This window comes from Streptomyces sp. NPDC003038, assembly GCF_040611115.1.
Lineage (GTDB): Bacteria > Actinomycetota > Actinomycetes > Streptomycetales > Streptomycetaceae > Streptomyces.
Genome location: NZ_JBEXNN010000004.1, coordinates 282,574 through 302,349 on the forward strand (window position 1 = coordinate 282,574; position 19,776 = coordinate 302,349).

At 72.1% G+C, this 19,776-nt stretch carries 21 protein-coding genes, 2 tRNA genes and 1 other RNA gene; 8 read left to right on the forward strand and 16 right to left on the reverse strand.

All coding sequences use genetic code 11. The features are described 5' to 3' along the window. Nucleotides 1-3: 3 nt before the first annotated feature. The 10 genes from ABZX75_RS07895 to ABZX75_RS07940 form a co-directional block, all read right to left on the reverse strand. On the reverse strand, nucleotides 4-768 hold the full coding sequence (locus tag ABZX75_RS07895; protein ID WP_355408980.1) for a hypothetical protein: 765 nt from the start codon (nucleotides 766-768) through the stop codon (nucleotides 4-6). 64 nt (nucleotides 769-832) lie between these two features. Next, nucleotides 833-1,672, reverse strand: a complete 840-nt coding sequence (locus ABZX75_RS07900) for an RNA polymerase sigma factor SigF (protein WP_355408982.1) — start codon at nucleotides 1,670-1,672, stop codon at nucleotides 833-835. A gap of 220 nt (nucleotides 1,673-1,892) precedes the next feature. Further along, nucleotides 1,893-2,759 carry an RNA polymerase sigma factor SigF gene (locus ABZX75_RS07905; protein ID WP_355408984.1) on the reverse strand — a complete coding sequence of 289 codons (867 nt, stop codon included), beginning with the start codon at nucleotides 2,757-2,759 and terminating at the stop codon, nucleotides 1,893-1,895. A 205-nt stretch (nucleotides 2,760-2,964) separates the two neighbouring features. Next, complete coding sequence (locus tag ABZX75_RS07910; RefSeq protein ID WP_355408986.1) at nucleotides 2,965-3,126, reverse strand: hypothetical protein; 162 nt, start codon at nucleotides 3,124-3,126, stop codon at nucleotides 2,965-2,967. 399 nt (nucleotides 3,127-3,525) lie between these two features. Then, nucleotides 3,526-3,813, reverse strand: coding sequence for a hypothetical protein (locus ABZX75_RS07915; protein ID WP_355408988.1), 288 nt, complete (start codon nucleotides 3,811-3,813; stop codon nucleotides 3,526-3,528). 249 nt (nucleotides 3,814-4,062) lie between these two features. After that, nucleotides 4,063-4,149 (reverse strand) — tRNA-Ser (locus ABZX75_RS07920). Nucleotides 4,150-4,209: 60 nt separating this feature from the next. Beyond that, a complete protein-coding gene (gene tadA / locus ABZX75_RS07925) occupies nucleotides 4,210-4,638 on the reverse strand; it encodes a tRNA adenosine(34) deaminase TadA (protein ID WP_355409100.1) in 429 nt (142 codons plus the stop codon). Between the two features lie 59 nt (nucleotides 4,639-4,697). Beyond that, a complete protein-coding gene (locus ABZX75_RS07930) occupies nucleotides 4,698-5,249 on the reverse strand; it encodes a hypothetical protein (protein WP_355409102.1) in 552 nt (183 codons plus the stop codon). A gap of 636 nt (nucleotides 5,250-5,885) precedes the next feature. Further along, on the reverse strand, nucleotides 5,886-6,080 hold the full coding sequence (locus tag ABZX75_RS07935) for a hypothetical protein (RefSeq protein WP_355408990.1): 195 nt from the start codon (nucleotides 6,078-6,080) through the stop codon (nucleotides 5,886-5,888). A gap of 168 nt (nucleotides 6,081-6,248) precedes the next feature. Continuing rightward, entirely contained in the window at nucleotides 6,249-7,223 is a 975-nt protein-coding gene (locus tag ABZX75_RS07940; protein WP_355408992.1) for a universal stress protein, read from the reverse strand. 190 nt (nucleotides 7,224-7,413) lie between these two features. On the opposite strand from ABZX75_RS07940, the gene upp reads away from it, so the two are divergent. Then, nucleotides 7,414-8,049: a uracil phosphoribosyltransferase gene (gene upp / locus ABZX75_RS07945; RefSeq protein ID WP_355408994.1), complete on the forward strand. Its 636-nt coding sequence runs from the start codon at nucleotides 7,414-7,416 to the stop codon at nucleotides 8,047-8,049. A 67-nt stretch (nucleotides 8,050-8,116) separates the two neighbouring features. Here upp and ABZX75_RS07950 read toward each other — a convergent pair whose 3' ends face one another. Beyond that, nucleotides 8,117-8,797 carry a LytR C-terminal domain-containing protein gene (locus ABZX75_RS07950; RefSeq protein ID WP_355408996.1) on the reverse strand — a complete coding sequence of 227 codons (681 nt, stop codon included), beginning with the start codon at nucleotides 8,795-8,797 and terminating at the stop codon, nucleotides 8,117-8,119. Between the two features lie 174 nt (nucleotides 8,798-8,971). Next, complete coding sequence (locus tag ABZX75_RS07955; RefSeq protein ID WP_009067182.1) at nucleotides 8,972-9,268, reverse strand: type II toxin-antitoxin system VapB family antitoxin; 297 nt, start codon at nucleotides 9,266-9,268, stop codon at nucleotides 8,972-8,974. Between the two features lie 88 nt (nucleotides 9,269-9,356). Here ABZX75_RS07955 and ABZX75_RS07960 point away from each other — a divergent pair, with 88 nt between their 5' ends. Together ABZX75_RS07960 and opcA are read left to right on the forward strand one after the other, a co-directional pair. Then, entirely contained in the window at nucleotides 9,357-10,964 is a 1,608-nt protein-coding gene (locus ABZX75_RS07960; protein WP_355408997.1) for a helicase HerA-like domain-containing protein, read from the forward strand. A 159-nt stretch (nucleotides 10,965-11,123) separates the two neighbouring features. Continuing rightward, nucleotides 11,124-12,056 carry a glucose-6-phosphate dehydrogenase assembly protein OpcA gene (gene opcA, locus ABZX75_RS07965; protein ID WP_355408999.1) on the forward strand — a complete coding sequence of 311 codons (933 nt, stop codon included), beginning with the start codon at nucleotides 11,124-11,126 and terminating at the stop codon, nucleotides 12,054-12,056. Here the strand turns inward: opcA and ABZX75_RS07970 are convergent. Then, nucleotides 12,005-12,478: a cupin domain-containing protein gene (locus ABZX75_RS07970; protein ID WP_355409001.1), complete on the reverse strand. Its 474-nt coding sequence runs from the start codon at nucleotides 12,476-12,478 to the stop codon at nucleotides 12,005-12,007. The genes opcA and ABZX75_RS07970 overlap by 52 nt on opposite strands. A 77-nt stretch (nucleotides 12,479-12,555) precedes the next feature. Next, on the reverse strand, nucleotides 12,556-13,266 hold the full coding sequence (locus ABZX75_RS07975; RefSeq protein ID WP_355409003.1) for an HhH-GPD-type base excision DNA repair protein: 711 nt from the start codon (nucleotides 13,264-13,266) through the stop codon (nucleotides 12,556-12,558). Between the two features lie 102 nt (nucleotides 13,267-13,368). Here ABZX75_RS07975 and ABZX75_RS07980 point away from each other — a divergent pair, with 102 nt between their 5' ends. After that, nucleotides 13,369-14,187: a VOC family protein gene (locus ABZX75_RS07980; RefSeq protein ID WP_355409005.1), complete on the forward strand. Its 819-nt coding sequence runs from the start codon at nucleotides 13,369-13,371 to the stop codon at nucleotides 14,185-14,187. Nucleotides 14,188-14,275: 88 nt separating this feature from the next. Here the strand turns inward: ABZX75_RS07980 and ABZX75_RS07985 are convergent, their stop codons facing one another. Then, nucleotides 14,276-14,977, reverse strand: coding sequence for a hypothetical protein (locus ABZX75_RS07985; protein WP_355409007.1), 702 nt, complete (start codon nucleotides 14,975-14,977; stop codon nucleotides 14,276-14,278). Between the two features lie 78 nt (nucleotides 14,978-15,055). Between ABZX75_RS07985 and ABZX75_RS07990 the strand changes: the two genes are divergently transcribed. Further along, nucleotides 15,056-15,241 (forward strand): hypothetical protein, encoded by a 186-nt coding sequence (locus tag ABZX75_RS07990; RefSeq protein ID WP_355409009.1) that lies wholly within the window; start codon nucleotides 15,056-15,058, stop codon nucleotides 15,239-15,241. Between the two features lie 355 nt (nucleotides 15,242-15,596). On the opposite strand, the gene ABZX75_RS07995 is transcribed toward ABZX75_RS07990, so the two are convergent. Then, nucleotides 15,597-15,684, reverse strand: a tRNA-Ser gene (locus ABZX75_RS07995). 107 nt (nucleotides 15,685-15,791) lie between these two features. Here ABZX75_RS07995 and ffs point away from each other — a divergent pair. The 3 genes from ffs to purD all read left to right on the forward strand — a co-directional run bounded on the left by ffs (nucleotide 15,792) and on the right by purD (nucleotide 19,445). Further along, nucleotides 15,792-15,890: signal recognition particle sRNA small type (gene ffs, locus ABZX75_RS08000), an RNA gene on the forward strand. Nucleotides 15,891-15,953: 63 nt separating this feature from the next. Continuing rightward, on the forward strand, nucleotides 15,954-18,131 hold the full coding sequence (locus ABZX75_RS08005; RefSeq protein ID WP_355409011.1) for a DNA polymerase III subunit gamma and tau: 2,178 nt from the start codon (nucleotides 15,954-15,956) through the stop codon (nucleotides 18,129-18,131). Nucleotides 18,132-18,191: 60 nt separating this feature from the next. Next, nucleotides 18,192-19,445 (forward strand): phosphoribosylamine--glycine ligase, encoded by a 1,254-nt coding sequence (gene purD / locus ABZX75_RS08010; protein WP_355409013.1) that lies wholly within the window; start codon nucleotides 18,192-18,194, stop codon nucleotides 19,443-19,445. The last annotated feature ends 331 nt before the right edge of the window (nucleotides 19,446-19,776 follow it).

Here is a 19,776-nt window from a genome sequence, read left to right on the forward strand (position 1 = left end):
GGCTCAGCTCCAGGTGGCGGTGACCTTCCGCGTCTCGACGTGCATGCCCAGCGGCACCCGCCAGGACTCCACGCACACCGTGTAGGTCTGCGTCCTCGCGCCCCCGCCCGGGATCGGCGCCGGCAGCGGCTGGGTCGTGGTGATCGTGGCCCAGTCGACGCCGAGGGCGCCGATGATGTGGGTCGCGAAGCTGACCGTGCCCGCACGGGCGGCGGTGCTCCCGGTGTTGGTGAAGGTCACGGTGACCCGCTCGCACCAGCGGTCGGCCGCGGCCGCCGTCGAGGGCGCGGACAGGGTCAGCCGCGCCGCCGTGGGCTGAGTGGGCGGGGTGGCCGGGGGTGTCGGCGGCGGAGCGGGGGTCGTCGTGCCGGGCCTGGCGGCCGGGCCAGTGGGTGTGCCGGGTGTGCCGGGCGCGGTGGTGGTGCGCCCGGGTCCCGGCTGGGCGGCGCCGGGGGCGGATACGGAGTCGCCGGGCGCGGTGTTCGTCGCTCCGCCCCGGGCGGAGCCGCCGGGGGCCTTGGATCCCGGAGCGCTGGTCGACGTACTGGACGACGCGGAGGATCCGCCCGTCGCCGACGGGCCGCCGAGCTGCTGGAACTCCACCCGGTCTTGCGGCGCCACGTTCTCCCCCGCGCCCCGTTCGGGGCCCGGGGCCGCGGCGCCCACGGCGGCATAGCCGTCCGGCGCGGGGCCGCCGCAGCCGGTGAGGCCGGCGGCGGCCGTGCAGCACAAGGCAAGGAGGGTGGCCGCTCTCGATCCCTTTCGCATCGCGCCAGTGTTCCTGACGCTTCGTCAATTGGGAAGCGGGAGCGGCGCTTCGGGCGGCCGCCGGTTACTCGCCGATGAGCCCCACGCGCAGTTGTGCCAGGGTGCGGGTGAGCAGCCGGGAGACGTGCATCTGGGAGATGCCGACCTCCTCGCCGATCTGGGACTGCGTCATGTTCGCGAAGAACCGCAGCATGATGATCTGCCGTTCCCGGGGCGGGAGTTTGGCGAGCAGCGGCTTGAGCGACTCGCGGTACTCGACGCCTTCGAGCGCGGTGTCCTCGTAACCCAGGCGGTCCGCGAGCGAGCCCTCGCCGCCCTCGTCCTCGGGGGAGGGCGAATCGAGCGAGGAGGCGGTGTAGGCGTTGCCGACGGCGAGACCGTCGACGACGTCCTCCTCCGAGACCCCGAGCACGGCGGCGAGCTCCGGCACGGTCGGCGAGCGGTCCAGTTTCTGGGCGAGCTCGTCGCTGGCCTTGGTCAGCGCGAGGCGCAGCTCCTGGAGCCTGCGCGGGACGCGGACGGACCAGGAGGTGTCCCGAAAGAATCGTTTGATCTCGCCCACGACGGTAGGCATCGCGAACGTCGGAAACTCGACACCGCGTTCGCAGTCGAACCGGTCGATCGCCTTGATCAGGCCGATCGTGCCGACTTGGACGATGTCCTCCATCGGCTCGTTGCGGCTGCGGAAGCGGGCCGCGGCGTACCGCACGAGGGGCAGGTTCAGCTCGATCAGGGTGTCGCGTACGTACGCCCGGTCGGGGCTGTCCGCATCCAGAGCGGCAAGTCGCTGGAAGAGGGAGCGGGAGAGGGTGCGGGTGTCGATGGCTTCCGAGCGGTCGGACACTGCCGGAGTCGCGCTCGGAACGAGCGTGAGCACCTTGGAGCTGCCCTGGTCTACGGACATGCCACCCCCTTGAGGTCGCGGACGGTCGCGTGCGGCGCGCCCGTCGGAGGAACGCAGCCTCCACCTGAATACCGGAGGCGGGGCTGCGGCAAACGCGGTTCCAGCAGAATGTCACATGTCGGCAACACGCTGTAGCGCCAAGTCGACATATATCTCCAGCGACAGAAGGGGAGGAGTCCGGTCTGTCGGGAAACGCGTGGGCGATCTACACCCGTTCCGGTTACGCCTCGATCCTGTTTGCGGATCGCAGTCGGGCGAAGCTCCGGGCCAGCAGCCGGGAGACATGCATCTGGGAGACGCCGAGCTCGGCGCTGATCTGCGACTGCGTCAGGTTGTTGTAGTACCGCAGGAGCAGGATCCGCTGCTCGCGTTCGGGCAGTTGTACGAGGAGATGGCGGACGAGGTCGCGGTGTTCGACCCCGGCCAGCTCCGGGTCCTCGTAGCCCAGGCGGTCCAGCAGTCCGGGCAGCCCGTCGCCCTCCTGGGCGGCCTCCAGTGAGGTCGCGTGGTAGCTCCGCCCGGCCTCGATGCAGGACAGCACCTCGTCCTCCGAGATCCGCAGCCGCTCTGCGATCTCGGCGGTGGTCGGGGTGCGCCCGTGGAGGGTGGTGAGGTCCTCGGTGGCGGCGTTGACCTGCACCCACAGCTCGTGGAGGCGGCGCGGCACGTGGACGGTGCGGACGTTGTCGCGGAAGTACCGCTTGATCTCGCCCACGACGGTCGGCATCGCGAAGGTCGGGAACTGCACTCCGCGGTCCGGGTCGAACCGGTCGATGGCGTTGATCAGGCCGATGGTGCCGACCTGGACCACGTCCTCCATCGGCTCGTTGCGGCTGCGGAAGCGGGCGGCCGCGTACCGGACGAGCGGGAGGTTGGCCTCGATCAGGGCCCCGCGGACCCGGGTGTGCTCGCTGGTGCCCCGCTCCAGGTCCTTCAGCTGCCCGAAGAGGACCTGGGTGAGGGCCCGGGTGTCCGCGCCGCGGCTCTGTGGTCTCGGCGCGGCCGGTGGCTCCTCCGGGGACTCCTGCTGGGGCGGAACCTGGGGGTCCTGCTGGGGTGGCACCTGAGGCGCAGTACTGGCCGGCACGGTCACGCCACCCCTTCAGTCAACTCATCCGTCAAAAGCGGTCATAGCATCACAAGACATGTGCACTGTGTGCAAGCACCGTATATCGCCGTGTTGAGGGCAAGTTGAGCATTCCGGGGCATTATGGTCGGCGGTGGAGCGCAAAAAACCCCCACCCGTCGGAGTGGGGGGCCGGTAAATCCGGAAGCCGCTTCAGCGTACGGGTTCAGCGCACCAGTTCGGTCATGAACTCGCCGATGCCGGAGGCGGCGTCCGATATGCCTTGGAAGCCTATTTCCACGATCTCGGCCGCCCGCTTCGGCTGGGTGATGATCACGAAGAGGACGAACACGGTGAGTAGACCCGTAATGAGCTTCTTGGTGTCCACGTGCGGTTTCGGCCTCCCCAACCGGTCCTGCAAAGTCGGGTGAGTCTAACCGGTCGGGTTTGGACACTCACCCGGCCTTTAAGGACCAATGACCCGGCACTCCGGGCCCTTTGCCGCTCGGCGGGCGGTCGAGGGGGACGCAGGATGGGGGTGAGCCCGCCGGTTCTGGCAGGAAATCGGCGGGTGAGGGACAGGGCCTCGCTGCGGGGTCCGAGCCGCATTGCTTCCCCCTGACTGCGGCTCGGACGGGCAGGTCCCGTCCGCATCGGGGGAAGTGGCTTGTCCCCCCGAGGCCACTTCCCCCGTCCCCACGGTGAAGGTCCCGACCCCGGTCGGGGCCTTCTTCGCGTGGGCCGGAGGCGGTGGGCGGAGGGCGGAGGGGCGGGTCGAGGGAGGGAGTTACTCGATGGCGCCGGCCAGCCCCAGGATGGGCTGTACGGGGTCGATCACGGGGGACAGCTGGTTCGGCAGGTCCATCAGCTGGTTGAGCTGGTTCAGCTCGGTGAGCTTCGCGCCGATCTCCTGGACGGAAGCCGGCTGGGACCCCGCCGGCATGCCCGGAGCCGCCGTCGGCAGGTCCGGGAGGGTGATGGGGGTGATCGGGGCTGCCGAGGCGGCGGGTGCGGCGAGGCCCGCGGCGGCCCCCGCGAGGGCGAGGGCGGCGAGCATGCGCTGGGTCTTGGTCATGCCGTGACAACGGCCGAAGGGGCGGGCGGTCACGCGGCGCTGCTCCGGAAGAACCGTCCAGGAAGGACCGGCCGAGGAAGCACGGGTCAGGAGGACGGGCCGGAACGCCCGGTGGAAAGGACGGGTGAGAAGGACCGGTCGGAAGGGACGGGTGAGAAGGACCGGTGGGAAGGACCGGTCGGAAGGGACGGTCCGGGCGGGCAGACGCCGAGAGCCCCGACCCTTGCGGGGCGGGGCTCTCGGTCAGAGCGGTAGCGGTGGGATTTGAACCCACGGATAGCTTGCACCATCACACGCTTTCGAGGCGTGCTCCTTCGGCCGCTCGGACACGCTACCGAGAGAGAGCTTAGCCCAAGGTGACCCGTGCGCCGAAATCCGTATCCTCGGCGGTTCCGGTCACAGGTCGCGGAAGAAGTCCGTCAGCTGCCGCGCGCACTCCTCGGCCAGCACGCCGCGGATCACCTCGGGCCGGTGGTTGAGCCTGCGGTCCCGTACGAGGTCCCAGAGGGACCCCGCCGCGCCCGCCTTCTCGTCCCCCGCCCCGTAGACGACCCGGGCCACCCGCGACTGCACGAGCGCGCCCGCGCACATCACGCACGGCTCCAGGGTCACGACCAGCGTGCATCCCGGAAGCCGCCATTCCCCGAGCTTCGCGGCCGCCCGGCGCAGCGCCAGTACCTCGGCGTGCGCCGTCGGGTCGCCGGTCGCCTCGCGCTCGTTGTACCCGGTGGCGAGGAGCTCGCCGTCCGGGCCGAGCACGACGGCGCCGACCGGCACATCGCCGGCCGGCACCGCCCGGGCGGCCTCCTGGAGCGCCAGGCGCATGGAGTCCCGCCACGGGTCCCGTACGGGATCGGGGCCGTGCGCGTCGTGCGTGTCGTTCACTAGCGGACGGCCTCCAGGACCTCGGTGGCGCCGAGGGAGTCGGCGATCTCCGAGAGGGCGTCCCCGTCCAGCGTCATCAGCTGCTTGTGGGTCACCCCGAGGTCGTCCAGCAGCCGGGGGTCGCCGAGCGGACCGGCCGGTACCGGCTCCGCGCCGGCCCCGATCACCTCGTCCTCGTCGGTCTCCTCGTCAGTGAACGAGACGATCGCCTCCTCTTCGCCGTCCTCGGTGCCGTCCAGGTCCAGTTCGTCGAGTTCGTCGTCGTCCTCCTCGTCGCTGCCCAGCAGCTCTTTGGTCAGCATCGAGCCGTAGGAGCTGCGGGCGGCCGCGGAGGCGTTCGATACGAAGTACCGCGGGTCCTCCTCGCCGTCCACGCGGACGACGCCGAACCAGGCGTCCTCCTGCTCGATGAGGGCGACCACCGTGTCGTCGTCGACAGCGGCGGAACGGGCGAGATCGATCAGATCACTGAGGGACTCGACGTCGTCGAGTTCCATGTCGCTCGCTTCCCACCCGTCTTCGGTGCGCGCGAGCAGTGCGGCGAAATACACCGTGACTCTCCCACTGGTGTTAGGCATGCCGGTTGGAGGTCCCCCCGGCCGGAGGTTGGGGTGGAACGGCCTTCGTGCCAGCCGTCCGTACCCCGCCCAATCGGCATCGTGGCAGAAACAGCGGCTTCGCGAGAGGTCTTCCGCGCTTGCGTCGTGCCGCGCCGTGCGGTTCGCGTGCCGGGTGCGGGGCGTGGGGCGGTGGTGCCACGCGGGTGCGGGGTCCCTGGCGGAGGCCGGACCGGGGACTTCGCGGGAGGGGGTGCGGCCCGGCCGTGTCGCGCGCGTGCCCGCCTGCGACGGGGCGTACGGGCGCCGGCCCGCTCGGACGAACGGGCGCCCGCGGGGTCGGCCCGCGGTCGGCGGGGGAGGCGAGTACGGGCCGCGGCGGGCCAGTGTGCGGGGACGCGGAGGTCGGGCGGCCCGCGGTGCGATCCCGCTCCGGCCTCTGGCGTGTCCCGTTCACCCGCCCGGCCTTCCCGCGGCCCGCGCACCGCTGGGCGACCGGCCCTGCGGCGTGCGGCGCTCAGGCTGCGGCGGTGGGCCGTTGCGGCGTACGCGGTGGCTCGGGGAGGGCCGGTCTGCCGGGCCGTTGCGGGGCCTGGGGGACTCGCCGACGGGTTGCGGGGCCTGGGGGACTCACCAGCGGAACGTACGCATCCGCATCTGTTGCCGCATGCGGGCCGCGCGGGCCCGCCGGGGCTGGACCCGGTCGCGCAGCTCGCGCGCTTCGTTCAGGTCGCGCAGGAACTGGGCGCGCCGCGCCCTGCGCTGCGCCGCGGTCTCCGGCGTTTCGTACGCCTCGCTGTCTTCGCTCGGCTGAATCATGGGCATCGGCCACCACCCCGGCTGGTCCGGTCGTCCTCCTTCGCCGGCGCGAAGCAGACCCCCCGCACTCACCTTCCCCCGGACGGCCCGATTGATGCCACCCCACCGCCGATGAGCTGCCGGATCGTCCCAGGTCAGCTCGTCAGCTCGTCCGCTGGCCGGCTGGTCGGCTGGTCAGCTGTCCTCGGTGAGCGTGGGGACGACGGCCACCGGGCCGTGCGCGTGCTGGAGGACCGCGTTCGCCACCGAGCCCATGTGCAGCGACCTGGCGCTGCGCCGCGGGTGGCGCCGGCCCACCACGACCAGGGCGGCCGACCGGGAGGCGGTGACCAGCCGGCCCGCCGCGTCCCCGGGTACGGCGGCCTGCTCGACCGGGACGTCGGGATAGCGGGCGCGCAGCGGTGCCAGCCGCTCCGTCTGCGAGCGCAGCATCTCCCGCTCGGCCGGTACGGCGTCCCCGTCGTCGGCCAGACCCTCCGGCGGGATCACCACGAACGGGCTGTCGATCACCATGGTCGGCGAGGGCGGGATGGCGTACGCCGAAACCACCTGGACGGTGGTCCCCCGCGCGGCCGCCTCCTCGAACGCGAAGGCCAGTACGTCGTCCGGGGTCTCGGAGGCGTGCAGCCCGAGCACCACCCGGCCGGCGGAAGTCTCCGTGGCGGCGTCGGCACCCCGCTCCACGCCCCGCTCCACGCCCCGTTCCACGCCCCGCTCCGCGTGCGGGACCACGACGACCGGGCAGGGCGCGGTGGTGGCGACGGCGCGGCTGTTCGAGCCGAGCAGCAGGCTGGCGAAGCCGCCGCGCCCGCGCGATCCCATCACCAGCATCCGGGCCCCCGACCCGATCACCCTCAGGGCCTCGGGCACGGAGCCCTCCAGCGACTCGTACCCCACTTGCTCCGGCAGTTCGGCGCCGCTGTCCAGCAGTGCCCGGATCCGCTCGATCACGGGGTCGGTGAACTCCTCCGGATCGGACGCGTGGTCGAGGGCGGCCCGGCGTCCCGCGTACAACTGCGCGTGGTCGGGCAGCACATGGGCGACCAGCAGTCCGGCGTGGTGCCGCACGGCTGCGGCCCTTGCCCACTCCAGGGCCTTGAGGCTGTGTTCGGATCCGTCGACCCCCGCGATCACCCGTCCGTTGCTCATCAATCCAGCGTGCTGCGTGTGCGTGCGACCCGCATCCCCAGGTCGCCGGGGCGCGGTCGAGCCCAAGGACGTCCAGGGGCCGCGTCACCGCGTAGCCTCTTGGGTGTGGGTCGCGCCGTGCGGCCGTTTTCGCAGGCAGCGGGGCCGCAGGTCGCAGGTCGAGCCCTGAAGCTGAGTCTTGGAGGATGTTGTGCGTTTGCAGGTCGTCGATCACCCCTTGGTGGCGCACAAACTGACCGCCCTGCGCGACAAGCGCACCGACTCCCCCACCTTCCGGCGCCTCGCCGACGAGCTGGTGACGCTCCTCGCGTACGAGGCCACCCGGGACGTGCGCACGGAGCAGTCGGACATCGAGACCCCGGTCGGCCCCACCACCGGTGTGAAGCTCTCGCACCCGCGCCCGCTGGTCGTGCCGATCCTGCGCGCCGGCCTCGGCATGCTCGACGGCATGGTGCGGCTGCTGCCGACCGCCGAAGTGGGCTTCCTGGGCATGGTCCGCAACGAGGAGACCCTGGAGGCCTCCACGTACGCGACGCGCATGCCGGAGGACCTCTCCGGACGGCAGGTCTACGTCGTCGATCCGATGCTCGCCACCGGCGGCACGCTCGTCGTCGCGATCCGGGAGCTCATCAAGCGCGGCGCGGACGACGTCACCGCCGTGGTGCTGCTGGCCGCGCCCGAGGGCGTCGCGATCATGGAGCGCGAGCTCGCGGGCACGCCGGTGACGGTGGTGACCGCCGCGGTGGACGAGCGGCTCAACGAGCACGGCTACATCGTGCCGGGGCTGGGCGACGCGGGCGACCGCATGTACGGCTCGGCCGAGTAGAGCCGGACGCGGCCGCGTTCAGCCGAGCGGGCACGCGGCCGGCCGTTACGGGGTCCCCCGCGGGGGATCAGCAGGTCTTGGCGGGCGCGGGCTGGGGGTTGGCCAGCAGGGCCAGCGCCTTGTCCGCGTCCTCCTTCGTGGAGAGCGCCTTGAAGGCGTCGCCGAGGATCAGGTCGATGTCCGCGGTTTCACGGGTGTCGGTCTGCTGGGTGACGCCGGCCAGCTGGGTGCCGAGGACGGAGTAGGCCGCCTTGTCGGTCTTGGGTGAGCCCAGCAGTATGCCGGTGCCGGGGACCTTCTTGTCGAAGTCGGCGGGGGCGTTGCCGACGCTGCCGATGATGAAGCCGCGCGCCTTCAGTTCGTCGCCGACGGCCTTGGCGAGTCCCGCGCGCGGGGTCGCGTTGTAGACGTTGACCGTGATCTGGCCGGGCTCGGGCAGCACGACCGCCGGTCCGCCGGTGGCGGCGACGGGTGCGACGGGCGCCGCGGGGCCGCCCTGGGGGGCCTTGGCGGCCTTCGGGCCCGCTGTCGGACAGTCCTTGCCCGCAGCCGTGTTCCGTTGCGAGGCGTTGCCCCCGAACACGTCGATGAGCTGCAGTGCCCCGTAGCCGAGGAGGGCGAGCGCGAGGACCGAGCCGAGCACGGCGAAGACGATCCGACGTCGGCTCCGTTTACGGCTCATGCGGGGGTAGGCGGCTCCCGTGACGCGGTACTTTCCGCCCATGCCGGGGGGAGTGAGCATGCTCATGAGCGCAGCGTAGTGCGGCCTGGTGGGGTTCCGCACTAAATGATCTGTTGATACGCCAAGGCCGACCCGAAAGGCCCAATCGGCGCGAAGCGGGAGTCCGCTTCCGCTGCCGCGCCGTACCGCTTCCGCTTGGCCTGCCGCCCGGAGTCGCCGTGTCGGGACGCCCGGGGGGTGTCAGTCCATTTCGAGGACGCGGGCGTGCAGCACCTGGCGCTGCTGCAGGGCCGCGCGCACGGCACGGTGCAGCCCGTCCTCCAGGTAGAGGTCGCCCCGCCACTTGACGACATGGGCGAAGAGGTCGCCGTAGAAGGTGGAGTCCTCGGCGAGCAGCGTTTCGAGGTCCAGCTGTCCCTTGGTCGTCACCAACTGGTCGAGCCGGACCGGGCGCGGCGCGACATCCGCCCACTGCCGGGTGCTTTCCCGGCCGTGGTCGGGGTACGGCCTCCCGTTACCGATGCGCTTGAAGATCACACGGAAAGCCTACCGGGCCGGTGCCTGCGGGCGCAGCCTCGTCGCGTTGGTGCAAAGGTGTCGAACAGGGCCAATTCGGGAGTGATGCATGAGCGAGAGCACCGACCCATCCGTTCCGGCGGACCGGGCGGACCGGGCGGACCCGGCGGACCGGATCGCCGCCGGGTACGCCTTCACCGGACCCGCTCTCGACCTGGGGGCCCTGCTCTGGGACGATCACGTGCTGCCCGACCACCAGATCCGTATCCCACTGGCGATGCTCAACCGGCACGGGCTGGTCGCGGGCGCCACCGGCACCGGCAAGACGAAGACCCTCCAGCTGATCGCCGAGCAGCTCTCGGCGAACGGCGTCCCCGTCTTCCTCGCGGACATCAAGGGCGACGTCTCGGGGATCTCGGCGCCCGGTGCGCGCAACGAGAAGATCGAGGAACGGGCCGCGGACGTCGCCCAGCCGTGGGAGGCCACCGGATGTCCCAGCGAGTTCTACTCGCTGGGCGGGATCGGCCCCGGCATCCCGGTGCGGTCGACCGTGACGAGCTTCGGCCCCGTGCTCATGTCGAAGGTGCTCCGGCTCAACCAGACGCAGGAGCAGTCCCTCGGCCTGATCTTCCACTACGCCGACACCAAGGGTCTGGAGCTGATCGACCTCAAGGACCTGCGGGCGGTGGTCGCCTTCCTCGTCTCCGACGAGGGGAAGGCCGAGCTCAAGGGCATCGGCGGACTGTCGACGGTGACGGCCGGGGTGATCCTGCGGGCCCTGACCGCCTTCGAGCAGCAGGGAGCCGCGCAGTTCTTCGGCGAGCCGGAATTCGATACCGGCGCCTTCCTCCGGACGGCCGCGGACGGGCGCGGAATGGTCTCCGTACTGGAACTCCCGGCGGTCCAGGACAAGCCGCAGCTCTTCTCCACCTTCCTGATGTGGCTCCTGGCCGACCTCTTCCACGACCTGCCCGAAGTCGGCGACCTGGAACGGCCCAAGCTCGTCTTCTTCTTCGACGAGGCGCACCTGCTGTTCAACGGCGCCTCGAAGGCCTTCCTGGAGTCCATCACCCAGACGGTGCGGCTCATCCGCTCGAAGGGCATCGGTGTCTTCTTCGTGACGCAGACGCCCAAGGACGTGCCGGCGGACGTGCTCGCCCAGCTCGGCAACCGGGTGCAGCACGCGCTGCGCGCCTTCACCCCCGACGACGCGAAGGCGCTGAAGGCGACCGTGAAGACCTTCCCCCACTCCCCTTACGACCTGGAGGAGTTGCTCACCCGGCTGGGCACGGGCGAGGCGGTGATCACCGTGCTCAGCGAGAACGGCGCGCCGACACCGGTCGCGGCGACCCGGCTGCGCGCCCCGCAGTCGCTGATGGGGCCGATCGAGCCGGCCGCCCTGGAGCAGGCGGTGAAGGCCTCGCCGCTCTACGCGCGCTACGCGGAGCCGATCGACCGCGCATCGGCGTACGAGAAGATCAGCGCCCAGCAGGCCGCGGCGGAAGCCGAGGCGGAGGCCGCCGCGGCCGCCGCCGCCTCCGCGAAACGGGCCAAGGAGGCCGAGAAGGCGGCGCGCGGTGCTCCGGAGCCGGATCGGTCGCTGGCCGAACAGGTGGTGGGGAGCGGGCTGTTCCGCTCGCTGGCCCGGTCGATCGGGACACAGCTGGGCCGGGAGATCTCCCGGTCGGTCTTCGGGACGGCCCGGCGGCGGAGGTGACCGTACGGGCGTGACGGGCCGCAGACGCGCCGGAGGCCCAGCGGAAGTGACACACCGTCCGGGCGGAGGTGACGGAGTCCGGGCGCCCGGGCACCGCTCCAGGCGGAATCGAGCGGACCGGGTGCCGGGAGTGCGGCAGGCGCTGACAGACTCGGGTCCATGCGGACCGAACTCACCGACACCACGTCCAGCAAGGTCAACCGGGCCCTGCTCGAAGCCCGCCGGGCCATCGGCAGCCCCACCATGGGGCTCGTGCTGACCCTTGTCGTCGTCACCGACGAGGAGAACGCGTACGACGCCGTCCGCGCGGCCTCCGAGGCCTCGCGCGAGCACCCGTGCCGCATCATCGCGGTGATCAAGCGGACCTCGCGGGGCCCGCACAAGCTCCGCCAGACCCGCCTGGACGCCGAGCTGCGGGTCGGTGCGGACGCCGGGACCGGCGAGATCGTGCTGCTGCGGCTGCACGGGGCGCTGACCGGCCAGGCGGGCTCGGTCGTCCTGCCGCTGCTCGTGCCGGACGCTCCCGTGGTGGCGTGGTGGCCGGCCGATGCCCCCGCCGACCTGGCGGGGGACCCGCTGGGCGCGCTGGCGCAGCGCCGGATCACGGACGCGGGATACGTCGCCGACCCGATCCGGGTGCTCGACGAGCGGGCCGGTGCCTACCAGCCCGGTGACACCGACCTGGCATGGACCAGGCTGACGCCCTGGCGGGCCCTGCTGGCGGCCGCCCTGGACCAGAAGCCGCTGCCGGTGACCGGCGCGACGGTGGAGAGTGAGAGCGACAACGCGAGCGCCGAGCTGCTGGCGCGCTGGCTGGAGGACCGGCTGGGGGTGGCGGTGGCCCGGGTGACGACCGAGGGCCCGGTGATCACCCGCGTCAGCCTCCAGACCACGGGCGGGGAGATCCGCGTGGACCGGCCCGAGGGGTCCCTGGCCACCCTGGTCCTGCCGGGCAGTCCCGACCGCAAGGTGGCCCTGAAGATCCGCAGCGGGGCCGAGCTGATCGCCGAGGAACTGCGCCGGCTCGACGCGGACGAGGTCTACGGCTCCGCGCTGCGGCGCCGGCCGCTCCACACGGCGCTCTCCGCGTAGTGGTTGTCGTACGTCTCCGAGCTGTCCTTGATGTCCTGCACGGTGGCCTCGCCGGCGCTGACCCGGCCGAGGAGCCGGTAGTACTCGAAGCGGCCCATGCCGGGGGTGAACCCGACGAAGACGCTCGCGCCGTGGCCGGGCGCGGGGGCGAAGGCGTGCGTGACACCGGGCGGCACCGCGAGGAAGTCCCCGGCGCCGAGGGTCCTGATGTGCTCGCCGACGAGTACGTCCAGCTGCCCCTCGGTGACCAGGAAGAACTCGGTCGCCTTGGTGTGGTAGTGCGCGGGGGCGCCGGTGGCGCCCTCCTTGAAGGTGGCGGTGTTGCACGTCAGCGGGGCCGTGTCGGCGAGCAGGGTGATCAAGCTGCCCGGGGCGTCGGAAACGGCCTCGGCGGTGGCTGCGCGGGTCAGGATCTCGTTCATACCGTTGAATCTACGGGGGTGGTTGACCGATAGCAGGGGCCAATCGGGTCCTGGTTACGCCGGTCAATTGGCGGGGGTCAGGGGCTGCCGGGGCTCTTCTCCGCCGCCTTCGCGCCCGCCTTCCCCGGGGTCTTGCCCGCGGTCTTGCCTCCTGTCTCCGCAGGGGTCTTCCCCGCAGTCCTTCCCGCGGCCCCCTCGCCCTTCCCCGCGGCCTTCGCGGCCGCCTTCATCTCCTGCTTGTGGGCCCGCACCTTGGCCAGCGACTCCGGGCCCGTGATGTCGGCCGCCGAGCGGTAGACGTCCGCCGGGCCGTACCCGCCGGCCGCCTCCCGCCAGCCCTTCGGGCGCACCCCCAGCCGCTTGCCCAGCAGCGCCAGGAAGATCTGGGCCTTCTGCTCGCCGAAGCCGGGCAGCGCCTTGAGCCGGCCCAGCAGCTCCGCACCGGTCTCCGCGTCGGCCCACACGGCCTCGGCGTCCCCGCCGTAGTGCTCCACCAGGTACGCGCACAGCTGCTGGATCCGCTTCGCCATCGAGCCCGGATACCGGTGCACGGCGGGCTTCTCTGCGAGGAGGGCGGCGAAGGCCTCCGGGTCGTACGCGGCGATGGCATGCGCGTCCAGATCGTCCGCGCCGAGCCGCCGGGCGATCGTGTAGGGCCCGGAGAACGCCCACTCCATCGGCACCTGCTGGTCCAGCAGCATGCCGACCAGCGCGGCGAGCGGGCTCCGGCCGAGCAACTCGTCGGCCTCCGGCTGCTGGGCCAGCCGGATGGTGATGTGCTTGTCCATGGCTCCAGCGTCCCCCGCGGCCGCGCTCCACGCGCGGTCGCCGCACCGCGCGCCTAGCGTGAGTACGAAAGGCAGGGCACACGACACAGGAGTCGATCGACCATGGCTGAGTTCCCGGAAGGCGCACCCTGTTGGGTAGACGCGATGTTCACCGATGTCGAGGGCGCCAAGAGCTTCTACGCCGATGTGCTGGGCTGGACCTTCGGCGAGGCCAGCACCGAGTACGGCAACTACACCCAGGCCTACTCCGACGGCAAGGCGGTCGCGGCCGTCGTTCCGCCGATGCCGGGCGGTGATTCCCAGTCCCAGTGGTGTCTCTACTTCGCGTCGCCCGACGTGGACGCCACCGCCGAGAAGATCAAGTCGGCGGGCGGCGACCTGCTGATGGAGCCGATGAAGGTCGGCGACTTCGGCTCGATGCTGATCGCGAAGGAGCCCAGCGGCGCGGTCTTCGGCGTCTGGCAGCCGGGCGAGCACAAGGGCTTCGAGAAGATGGGGGAGCCGGGCTCGTACGCGTGGGCGGAGGTCTTCACCCGGGAGCCGGACAAGGCGGACGCCTTCCTGCCGCAGGTCTTCCCCTTCAAGCCCCTGCAGATGGACATGGGTGACGACCCCGATGCGGCCGCGATGGACTTCAAGGTCTTCAGCCTGGGCGGGCAGGAGAACCCCGTGCTGGGCCGGATGAAGATGGACAAGGACTTCCCGCCGGACCTGCCCCCGTACATCCAGGTCTACTTCTCGGTCTCGGACTGCGACGAGGCCGTGGCCAAGACGACGCAGCGGGGCGGAAAGCTGGAGTTCGGCCCGATGGACAGCCCGTTCGGGCGGTTCGCGGCGGTCACGGACCCCCAGGGGGCGGCCTTCGCGATGATCGACATGTCGACGACGGTCGGCGAGATGCCGGAGATGACCGAGGAGTAGAGCCGGTACGGCCCGGAGGCCCGCCGGGTAGGCGGGGGAGGCCGGCCGAAACGGCTTCCCCCGCGCGGTGCCTGATCCCCGCCCGTGCTCAGCCGGCCGCGGCGAGGGCGGGCACGCCGACTCCGTCAGTGGCTCCGAACGGCGCGAAGTCGCGGTTGTTCTTGCAGCCGAGGTTCTCGTACGTGTTGACCTTGGTCACCGGGTCGGTCTTGACCAGGTGGTACTTGCACGCCTTCTTGATGTACCGGCCCGCGACCCCGCCCGGGAAGTCGATCTCCTTGTTCCACAGGTACGGCGACTCGTAGCCGTTGGCCCGGGCGGTGGCGTTCACGTCGATCCCGCCCGGTGCGTCGATCTCGTACACCCAACCGGTCTTCGCCTGGCCGTAGGTGGCGAACTTCTGGGCCACCCACTCCTCGCAACTGGTGCTGAGGTGGGCGGAGTTCTGGCCGCCGCCCTTGACGATGTACTCGGCCAGCGGGGTCACGTCTTCGCCGCGCGGCGTGAACCCGTCCTCGAAGAGGTCCTGCACGTTCTCCCGGGTGTCACCGCGCCACAAGGTGTTGGAGTCCTTGCGCCACTGCCACTTCTCGGCCCGTGCGGCCGCCTCGACCGCGAAGGAGATCAGCGGGTTGGTCGTCGTAAGCCACCAGTCCCCCGCGCGGTACTGGACGACGGGACCGCAGGGCCCGGTGTCGGGGGCGGGGGCGGGTGCGGCGACCGCGGGCGAGACGGCTGCGAGGGAGGCGAGGGAGGCGGCGGCGAGGACCTGCAGAGCGGCCTTCAGCATGGTGAGTGCCCATCAGTTGATCAACGTGACGGGCCCTTTTATAGCGAGATGTCACACCCTGATCGAGGACCGCGGAGGGTGATCACCCGGACGAGTGGCGGCGCGATCGGGTGGCGGCGCGAGCCCGCCGTGATCGAGGACGGCGCACCCGGGCAGGTCCTCATCCACGTCGAGGTGGCCCTTCTCCCCGGCCGCCCGCCGGAGGACGAGTCCCGCCTGAGTCGAGCCGTCATCGAACTGGTGAAGCGCCACACGGGCGGGTGACCGGCACGGTGATCCACGCCTCGGCGACGTACGCGATCAGCGAGGCGTACATCAAGCACGTGGCAGCCCCCTGACCGCTCCCCGGGGCGAATGCGGCGCGGTCGACATCGAGGGTCTCCGGTACGTGATCCGTCTCGGGCCGCGCGTACGTCACCTGCTCCACGAAGTGGCGACGGCCAGATGGTGCAGCGGAATGTCCTCGCCATTGCGGCCTGGGCGGAGCCGGTCGTCACTGGCGGGAGCGCCCCGCGGTGGGGCTCCTAGGGGCCAAATGAGACGGAACCTGAGACGGGGCAACGCAAAGGGCCCCACCGCAAGCGGTGGGGCCCTTCAACGTATTGCCCGGTGAGAGCAATGGCGGAGGATACGAGATTCGAACTCGTGAGGGGTTGCCCCCAACACGCTTTCCAAGCGTGCGCCCTAGGCCACTAGGCGAATCCTCCGCCGCAAACAATACAAGACGTTGAGGGGTGCTCGCGAACGTGATCCCTGGTCGGCACCCCGACCCGGGGGCGACTCGATTCCCGGGGCGTCCATCCGCTAGGGTGGGGTCAGCCCCTCACGTGGCGCTATCTCACCCAACTCCCCCAGGGCCGGAAGGCAGCAAGGGTAAGTGGGCTCTGGCGGGTGCGTGGGGGGCGCTTTGCGTTCCGGGGCGGTCGGGGTCGGCGGGGGCCGCCGTTTGTCGGTGGGCCCGGATAACCTCGTAGACGTGTCGTCCCTTGCGCTGTACCGCCGCTATCGCCCCGAGTCGTTCGCCGAGGTCATCGGTCAGGAGCATGTCACTGCACCGCTGATGCAGGCCCTGCGGAACAACCGGGTCAATCACGCGTACCTGTTCAGCGGGCCGCGCGGCTGCGGGAAGACCACCAGCGCGCGGATCCTCGCCCGCTGCCTGAACTGTGCGCAGGGGCCGACCCCGACCCCGTGCGGGGAGTGCCAGTCCTGCCGCGACCTCGCCAGGAACGGGCCGGGTTCGATCGACGTCATCGAGATCGACGCCGCCTCGCACGGTGGTGTGGACGACGCCCGTGACCTGCGCGAAAAGGCTTTCTTCGGGCCGGCCTCCAGCCGGTACAAGATCTACATCATCGACGAGGCCCACATGGTCACCTCGGCGGGCTTCAACGCCCTGCTGAAGGTGGTCGAGGAGCCGCCGGAGCACCTCAAGTTCATCTTCGCCACCACGGAGCCGGAAAAGGTGATCGGGACCATCCGGTCCAGGACGCACCACTACCCCTTCCGGCTGGTGCCGCCCGGCACCCTGCGGGAATACCTGGGCGAGGTCTGCGGGCGGGAGGGGGCCACCGTCGAGGACGGCGTGCTGCCGCTCGTCGTGCGCGCCGGCGCCGGATCCGTGCGTGACTCGATGTCCGTCATGGACCAGCTGCTCGCCGGAGCCGCGGCCGACGGTGTGACATACGCCATGGCCACCTCCCTGCTGGGGTACACCGACGGGTCGCTTCTCGACTCGGTCATCGACGCCTTCGCCGCCGGGGACGGCGCCGCCGCCTTCGAGGTCGTCGACCGCGTCGTCGAGGGCGGGAACGACCCCCGCCGGTTCGTCGCCGACCTGCTGGAGCGGCTGCGGGACCTGGTCATCCTGGCCGCCGTGCCCGACGCCGGGGAGAAGGGGCTGATCGACGCCCCCGTCGATGTCGTGGAGCGGATGCAGGCCCAGGCGTCCGTGTTCGGTGCCGCCGAGCTGTCGCGGGCCGCCGATCTGGTCAACACCGGGCTCACCGAGATGCGGGGCGCGACCTCGCCGCGGTTGCAGCTGGAGCTGATCTGCGCCCGCGTGCTGCTGCCCGCCGCCTTCGACGACGAGCGGTCGTTCCAGGCCAGGCTCGACCGGCTGGAGCGGAGCGGAGCGGCCTCGTTCGCGGGCGCGCCCGCGGCGCAGGCCGTGGCCGCGCCCGCCGCCGCGCCCGCCATGGGCTACGTGCCCGGGCCCGAGGCGCACGCCATGGCGCCCGCCGGTCCCGCTGGGGGTGTCGCCGCCGTGCGTGCAGCCGCCCGCGCTCCGGAGCCGGTACGGGCTCCCGAGCCGCCCGCGCCGGTCCAGTCCGCGCCGGTCCCGCCGACGCCGGTCGCCGCCCCCGTGGCTGCGCCCGAACCCGCGGCCCCGCCCGCACCTTCCGCCCCGGCCACCCCCGCCCCCGGTGCCTGGCCCGGAGCCGCGCAGCCCGGCGGCGGTGCCCCCGGCGCCTGGCCCAGCGCGGCCGCTCCCGGCCAGGGTGCGGCCACGCCCGCCGCCCCGGCCCCCCCGGCTCCGGCTCCGGCCCGGCACACCGCCCCGGCCGCAGCCGCGGCCCCCGCGCCCTCCCCCGGCATGGCGGCCGGCGTCGGCCAGGTCCAGGCGATGTGGCCGGGCGTCCTGGAGGCCGTCAAGAACCGCCGCCGCTTCACCTGGATCCTGCTCAGCCAGAACGCCCAGGTCACCGGCTTCGACGGCACCACCCTCCAGCTCGGCTTCCCCAATGTCGGAGCCCGCGACAACTTCGCGAGCAGCGGCAGCGAGGACGTGCTCAAGGCGGTCCTGGCCGAGCAGTTCCAGGTCAACTGGAAGATCGACGCCGTCGTGGGCGGGGGCGGGGGCGGCCAGCCCGCGCACCAGAGCTCCTCCTACGCGGCCCCGCAGGCCCCCGCCTACAGCCCCCCGCCGCCCCCTCCGGCCCCGGCGCGGCAGCCGTCCGCCCCGCACCAGCCGCCCCAGCAGTCGGCTCCGGCGCAGCAGCCCCCCGTACAGCAGGCGCCCCCGCCGGTCGCGCCGGAGGACGACGTCGCGCAGGACGACGACCCGGACCTGGTGGACAGCGCCCTGACCGGACACGAACTCATCGTGCGCGAGCTCGGAGCCACCGTTGTGGAGGAATATACGAATGAGTAGCCCCTCCGAGTTGGGTGGCCGCACGAAGGGGTACCGGCCGCGCGGGCTAGGCTGAGCAGCGTGAAGGTCCTCGTCATCGGCGGCGGCGCCCGCGAACATGCCCTGTGCCGCTCTCTGTCCCTCGACCCCGACGTCCCCGCGCTCTACTGCGCTCCCGGCAACGCCGGCATCGCCGAGGTGGCCGAACTCCGCCCCGTCGACGCCCTCGACGGTGACGCCGTCGCCCGCCTCGCCACCGAACTCGGCGCCGACCTGGTCGTCGTCGGCCCGGAGGCGCCCCTGGTCGCCGGCGTCGGCGACGCCGTACGCGCCGCCGGCATCCCGGTCTTCGGGCCGTCCGCGGAGGCGGCCCGGCTCGAAGGCTCGAAGGCCTTCGCCAAGGACGTCATGGCGGCGGCCGGGGTCCCGACCGCGCGCAGCTACGTGTGCACCACCCCCGAGGAGGTGGACGCGGCCCTCGACGCCTTCGGCGCCCCGTACGTCGTCAAGGACGACGGCCTCGCGGCCGGCAAGGGCGTCGTGGTCACCGATGACCGGGCCGCCGCCCGCGCCCACGCGCTCGGCTGCGACCGCGTCGTCATCGAGGAGTACCTCGACGGCCCCGAAGTCTCCCTCTTCGCCATCACCGACGGCGTCACCGTGCTCCCGCTGCAGCCCGCACAGGACTTCAAGCGCGCCCTCGACGGCGACGCCGGTCCCAACACCGGCGGCATGGGCGCGTACTCCCCACTGCCCTGGGCCGACCCGAAGCTGGTCGACGAGGTCATGCAGAGCGTGCTCCAGCCGACCGTGGACGAGCTCCGCCACCGCGGCACCCCCTTCTCCGGCCTGCTGTACGCGGGCCTGGCCATCACGAGCCGCGGCGTACGGGTCATCGAGTTCAACGCCCGCTTCGGCGACCCCGAGACCCAGGTGGTCCTGGCCCGGCTGCGCACCCCGCTCGCGAGCGTGCTCATGAGCGCGGCCAAGGGAACCCTGCACGCCGAGCCCCCGCTCAGCTGGCACGAGGACGCGGCCGTCACGGTGGTCATCGCCTCGCACGGCTACCCGGACACCCCGCGCACCGGGGACCCGATCGAGGGCCTGGCCGAGGTGGCGGCCGAGGACGCCCCCGACGCGTACGTGCTGCACGCCGGGACCCGGCGCGAGGGCGATGCGGTCGTCAGCGCGGGCGGCCGCGTGCTGTCCGTGACGGCGACCGGTTCCGATCTGGCGCAGGCCCGCGAGAGGGCGTATAAGGCGGTCGCTCGCATCAGGCTGGACGGCTCGCAGCACCGTACGGACATCGCGGCCAAGGCGGCCGAAGGCCGCTGACCCCGGGCCCCACCCCGGGCACTTCGGCCCGGCCCCTGCCTGGCCCCTGCCGACCCGGCCCGACGCCTGTCCGGCCCCGAGCTGACCCCTGGCCGATCCCGGGCTGACGTCGGCCGCCCCCGGCTGACCAGTGAGGCTGTCCGCGCCCGCGGGTCCGGTGCGCACGAGGTGCGCCCGGGCCCGCGGGCGCGTCCGCCTGCGACTGCATCCAGCCGCGTTCGAACGCACCCACCTTTACCCAAAGCCATTCCATCGGGTGATCGTCACCCCGTCTGCCTGACGACCGGGCGTACCCCAACTAGGGTGCGGCGCAAGCATTCCGGCACTTGGC

What these genes read in the sequence shown, in the direction of transcription:
- ABZX75_RS07980 (WP_355409005.1), top strand. Translation starts at nt 13,369, where the DNA reads ATGGCTGAGTTCCCGGAAGGCGCACCCTGTTGGGTAGACGCGATGTTC.
- ABZX75_RS07895 (WP_355408980.1), bottom strand. Translation starts at nt 768, where the DNA reads ATGCGAAAGGGATCGAGAGCGGCCACCCTCCTTGCCTTGTGCTGCACG.
- ABZX75_RS07940 (WP_355408992.1), bottom strand. Translation starts at nt 7,223, where the DNA reads ATGAGCAACGGACGGGTGATCGCGGGGGTCGACGGATCCGAACACAGC.
- ABZX75_RS07970 (WP_355409001.1), bottom strand. Translation starts at nt 12,478, where the DNA reads ATGAACGAGATCCTGACCCGCGCAGCCACCGCCGAGGCCGTTTCCGAC.
- ABZX75_RS07900 (WP_355408982.1), bottom strand. Translation starts at nt 1,672, where the DNA reads ATGTCCGTAGACCAGGGCAGCTCCAAGGTGCTCACGCTCGTTCCGAGC.
- ABZX75_RS07915 (WP_355408988.1), bottom strand. Translation starts at nt 3,813, where the DNA reads ATGACCAAGACCCAGCGCATGCTCGCCGCCCTCGCCCTCGCGGGGGCC.
- tadA (WP_355409100.1), bottom strand. Translation starts at nt 4,638, where the DNA reads ATGCGCCTGGCGCTCCAGGAGGCCGCCCGGGCGGTGCCGGCCGGCGAT.
- ABZX75_RS07985 (WP_355409007.1), bottom strand. Translation starts at nt 14,977, where the DNA reads ATGCTGAAGGCCGCTCTGCAGGTCCTCGCCGCCGCCTCCCTCGCCTCC.
- ABZX75_RS07950 (WP_355408996.1), bottom strand. Translation starts at nt 8,797, where the DNA reads ATGAGCATGCTCACTCCCCCCGGCATGGGCGGAAAGTACCGCGTCACG.
- ABZX75_RS07975 (WP_355409003.1), bottom strand. Translation starts at nt 13,266, where the DNA reads ATGGACAAGCACATCACCATCCGGCTGGCCCAGCAGCCGGAGGCCGAC.
- ABZX75_RS07935 (WP_355408990.1), bottom strand. Translation starts at nt 6,080, where the DNA reads ATGCCCATGATTCAGCCGAGCGAAGACAGCGAGGCGTACGAAACGCCG.
- opcA (WP_355408999.1), top strand. Translation starts at nt 11,124, where the DNA reads ATGCGGACCGAACTCACCGACACCACGTCCAGCAAGGTCAACCGGGCC.
- ABZX75_RS07960 (WP_355408997.1), top strand. Translation starts at nt 9,357, where the DNA reads ATGAGCGAGAGCACCGACCCATCCGTTCCGGCGGACCGGGCGGACCGG.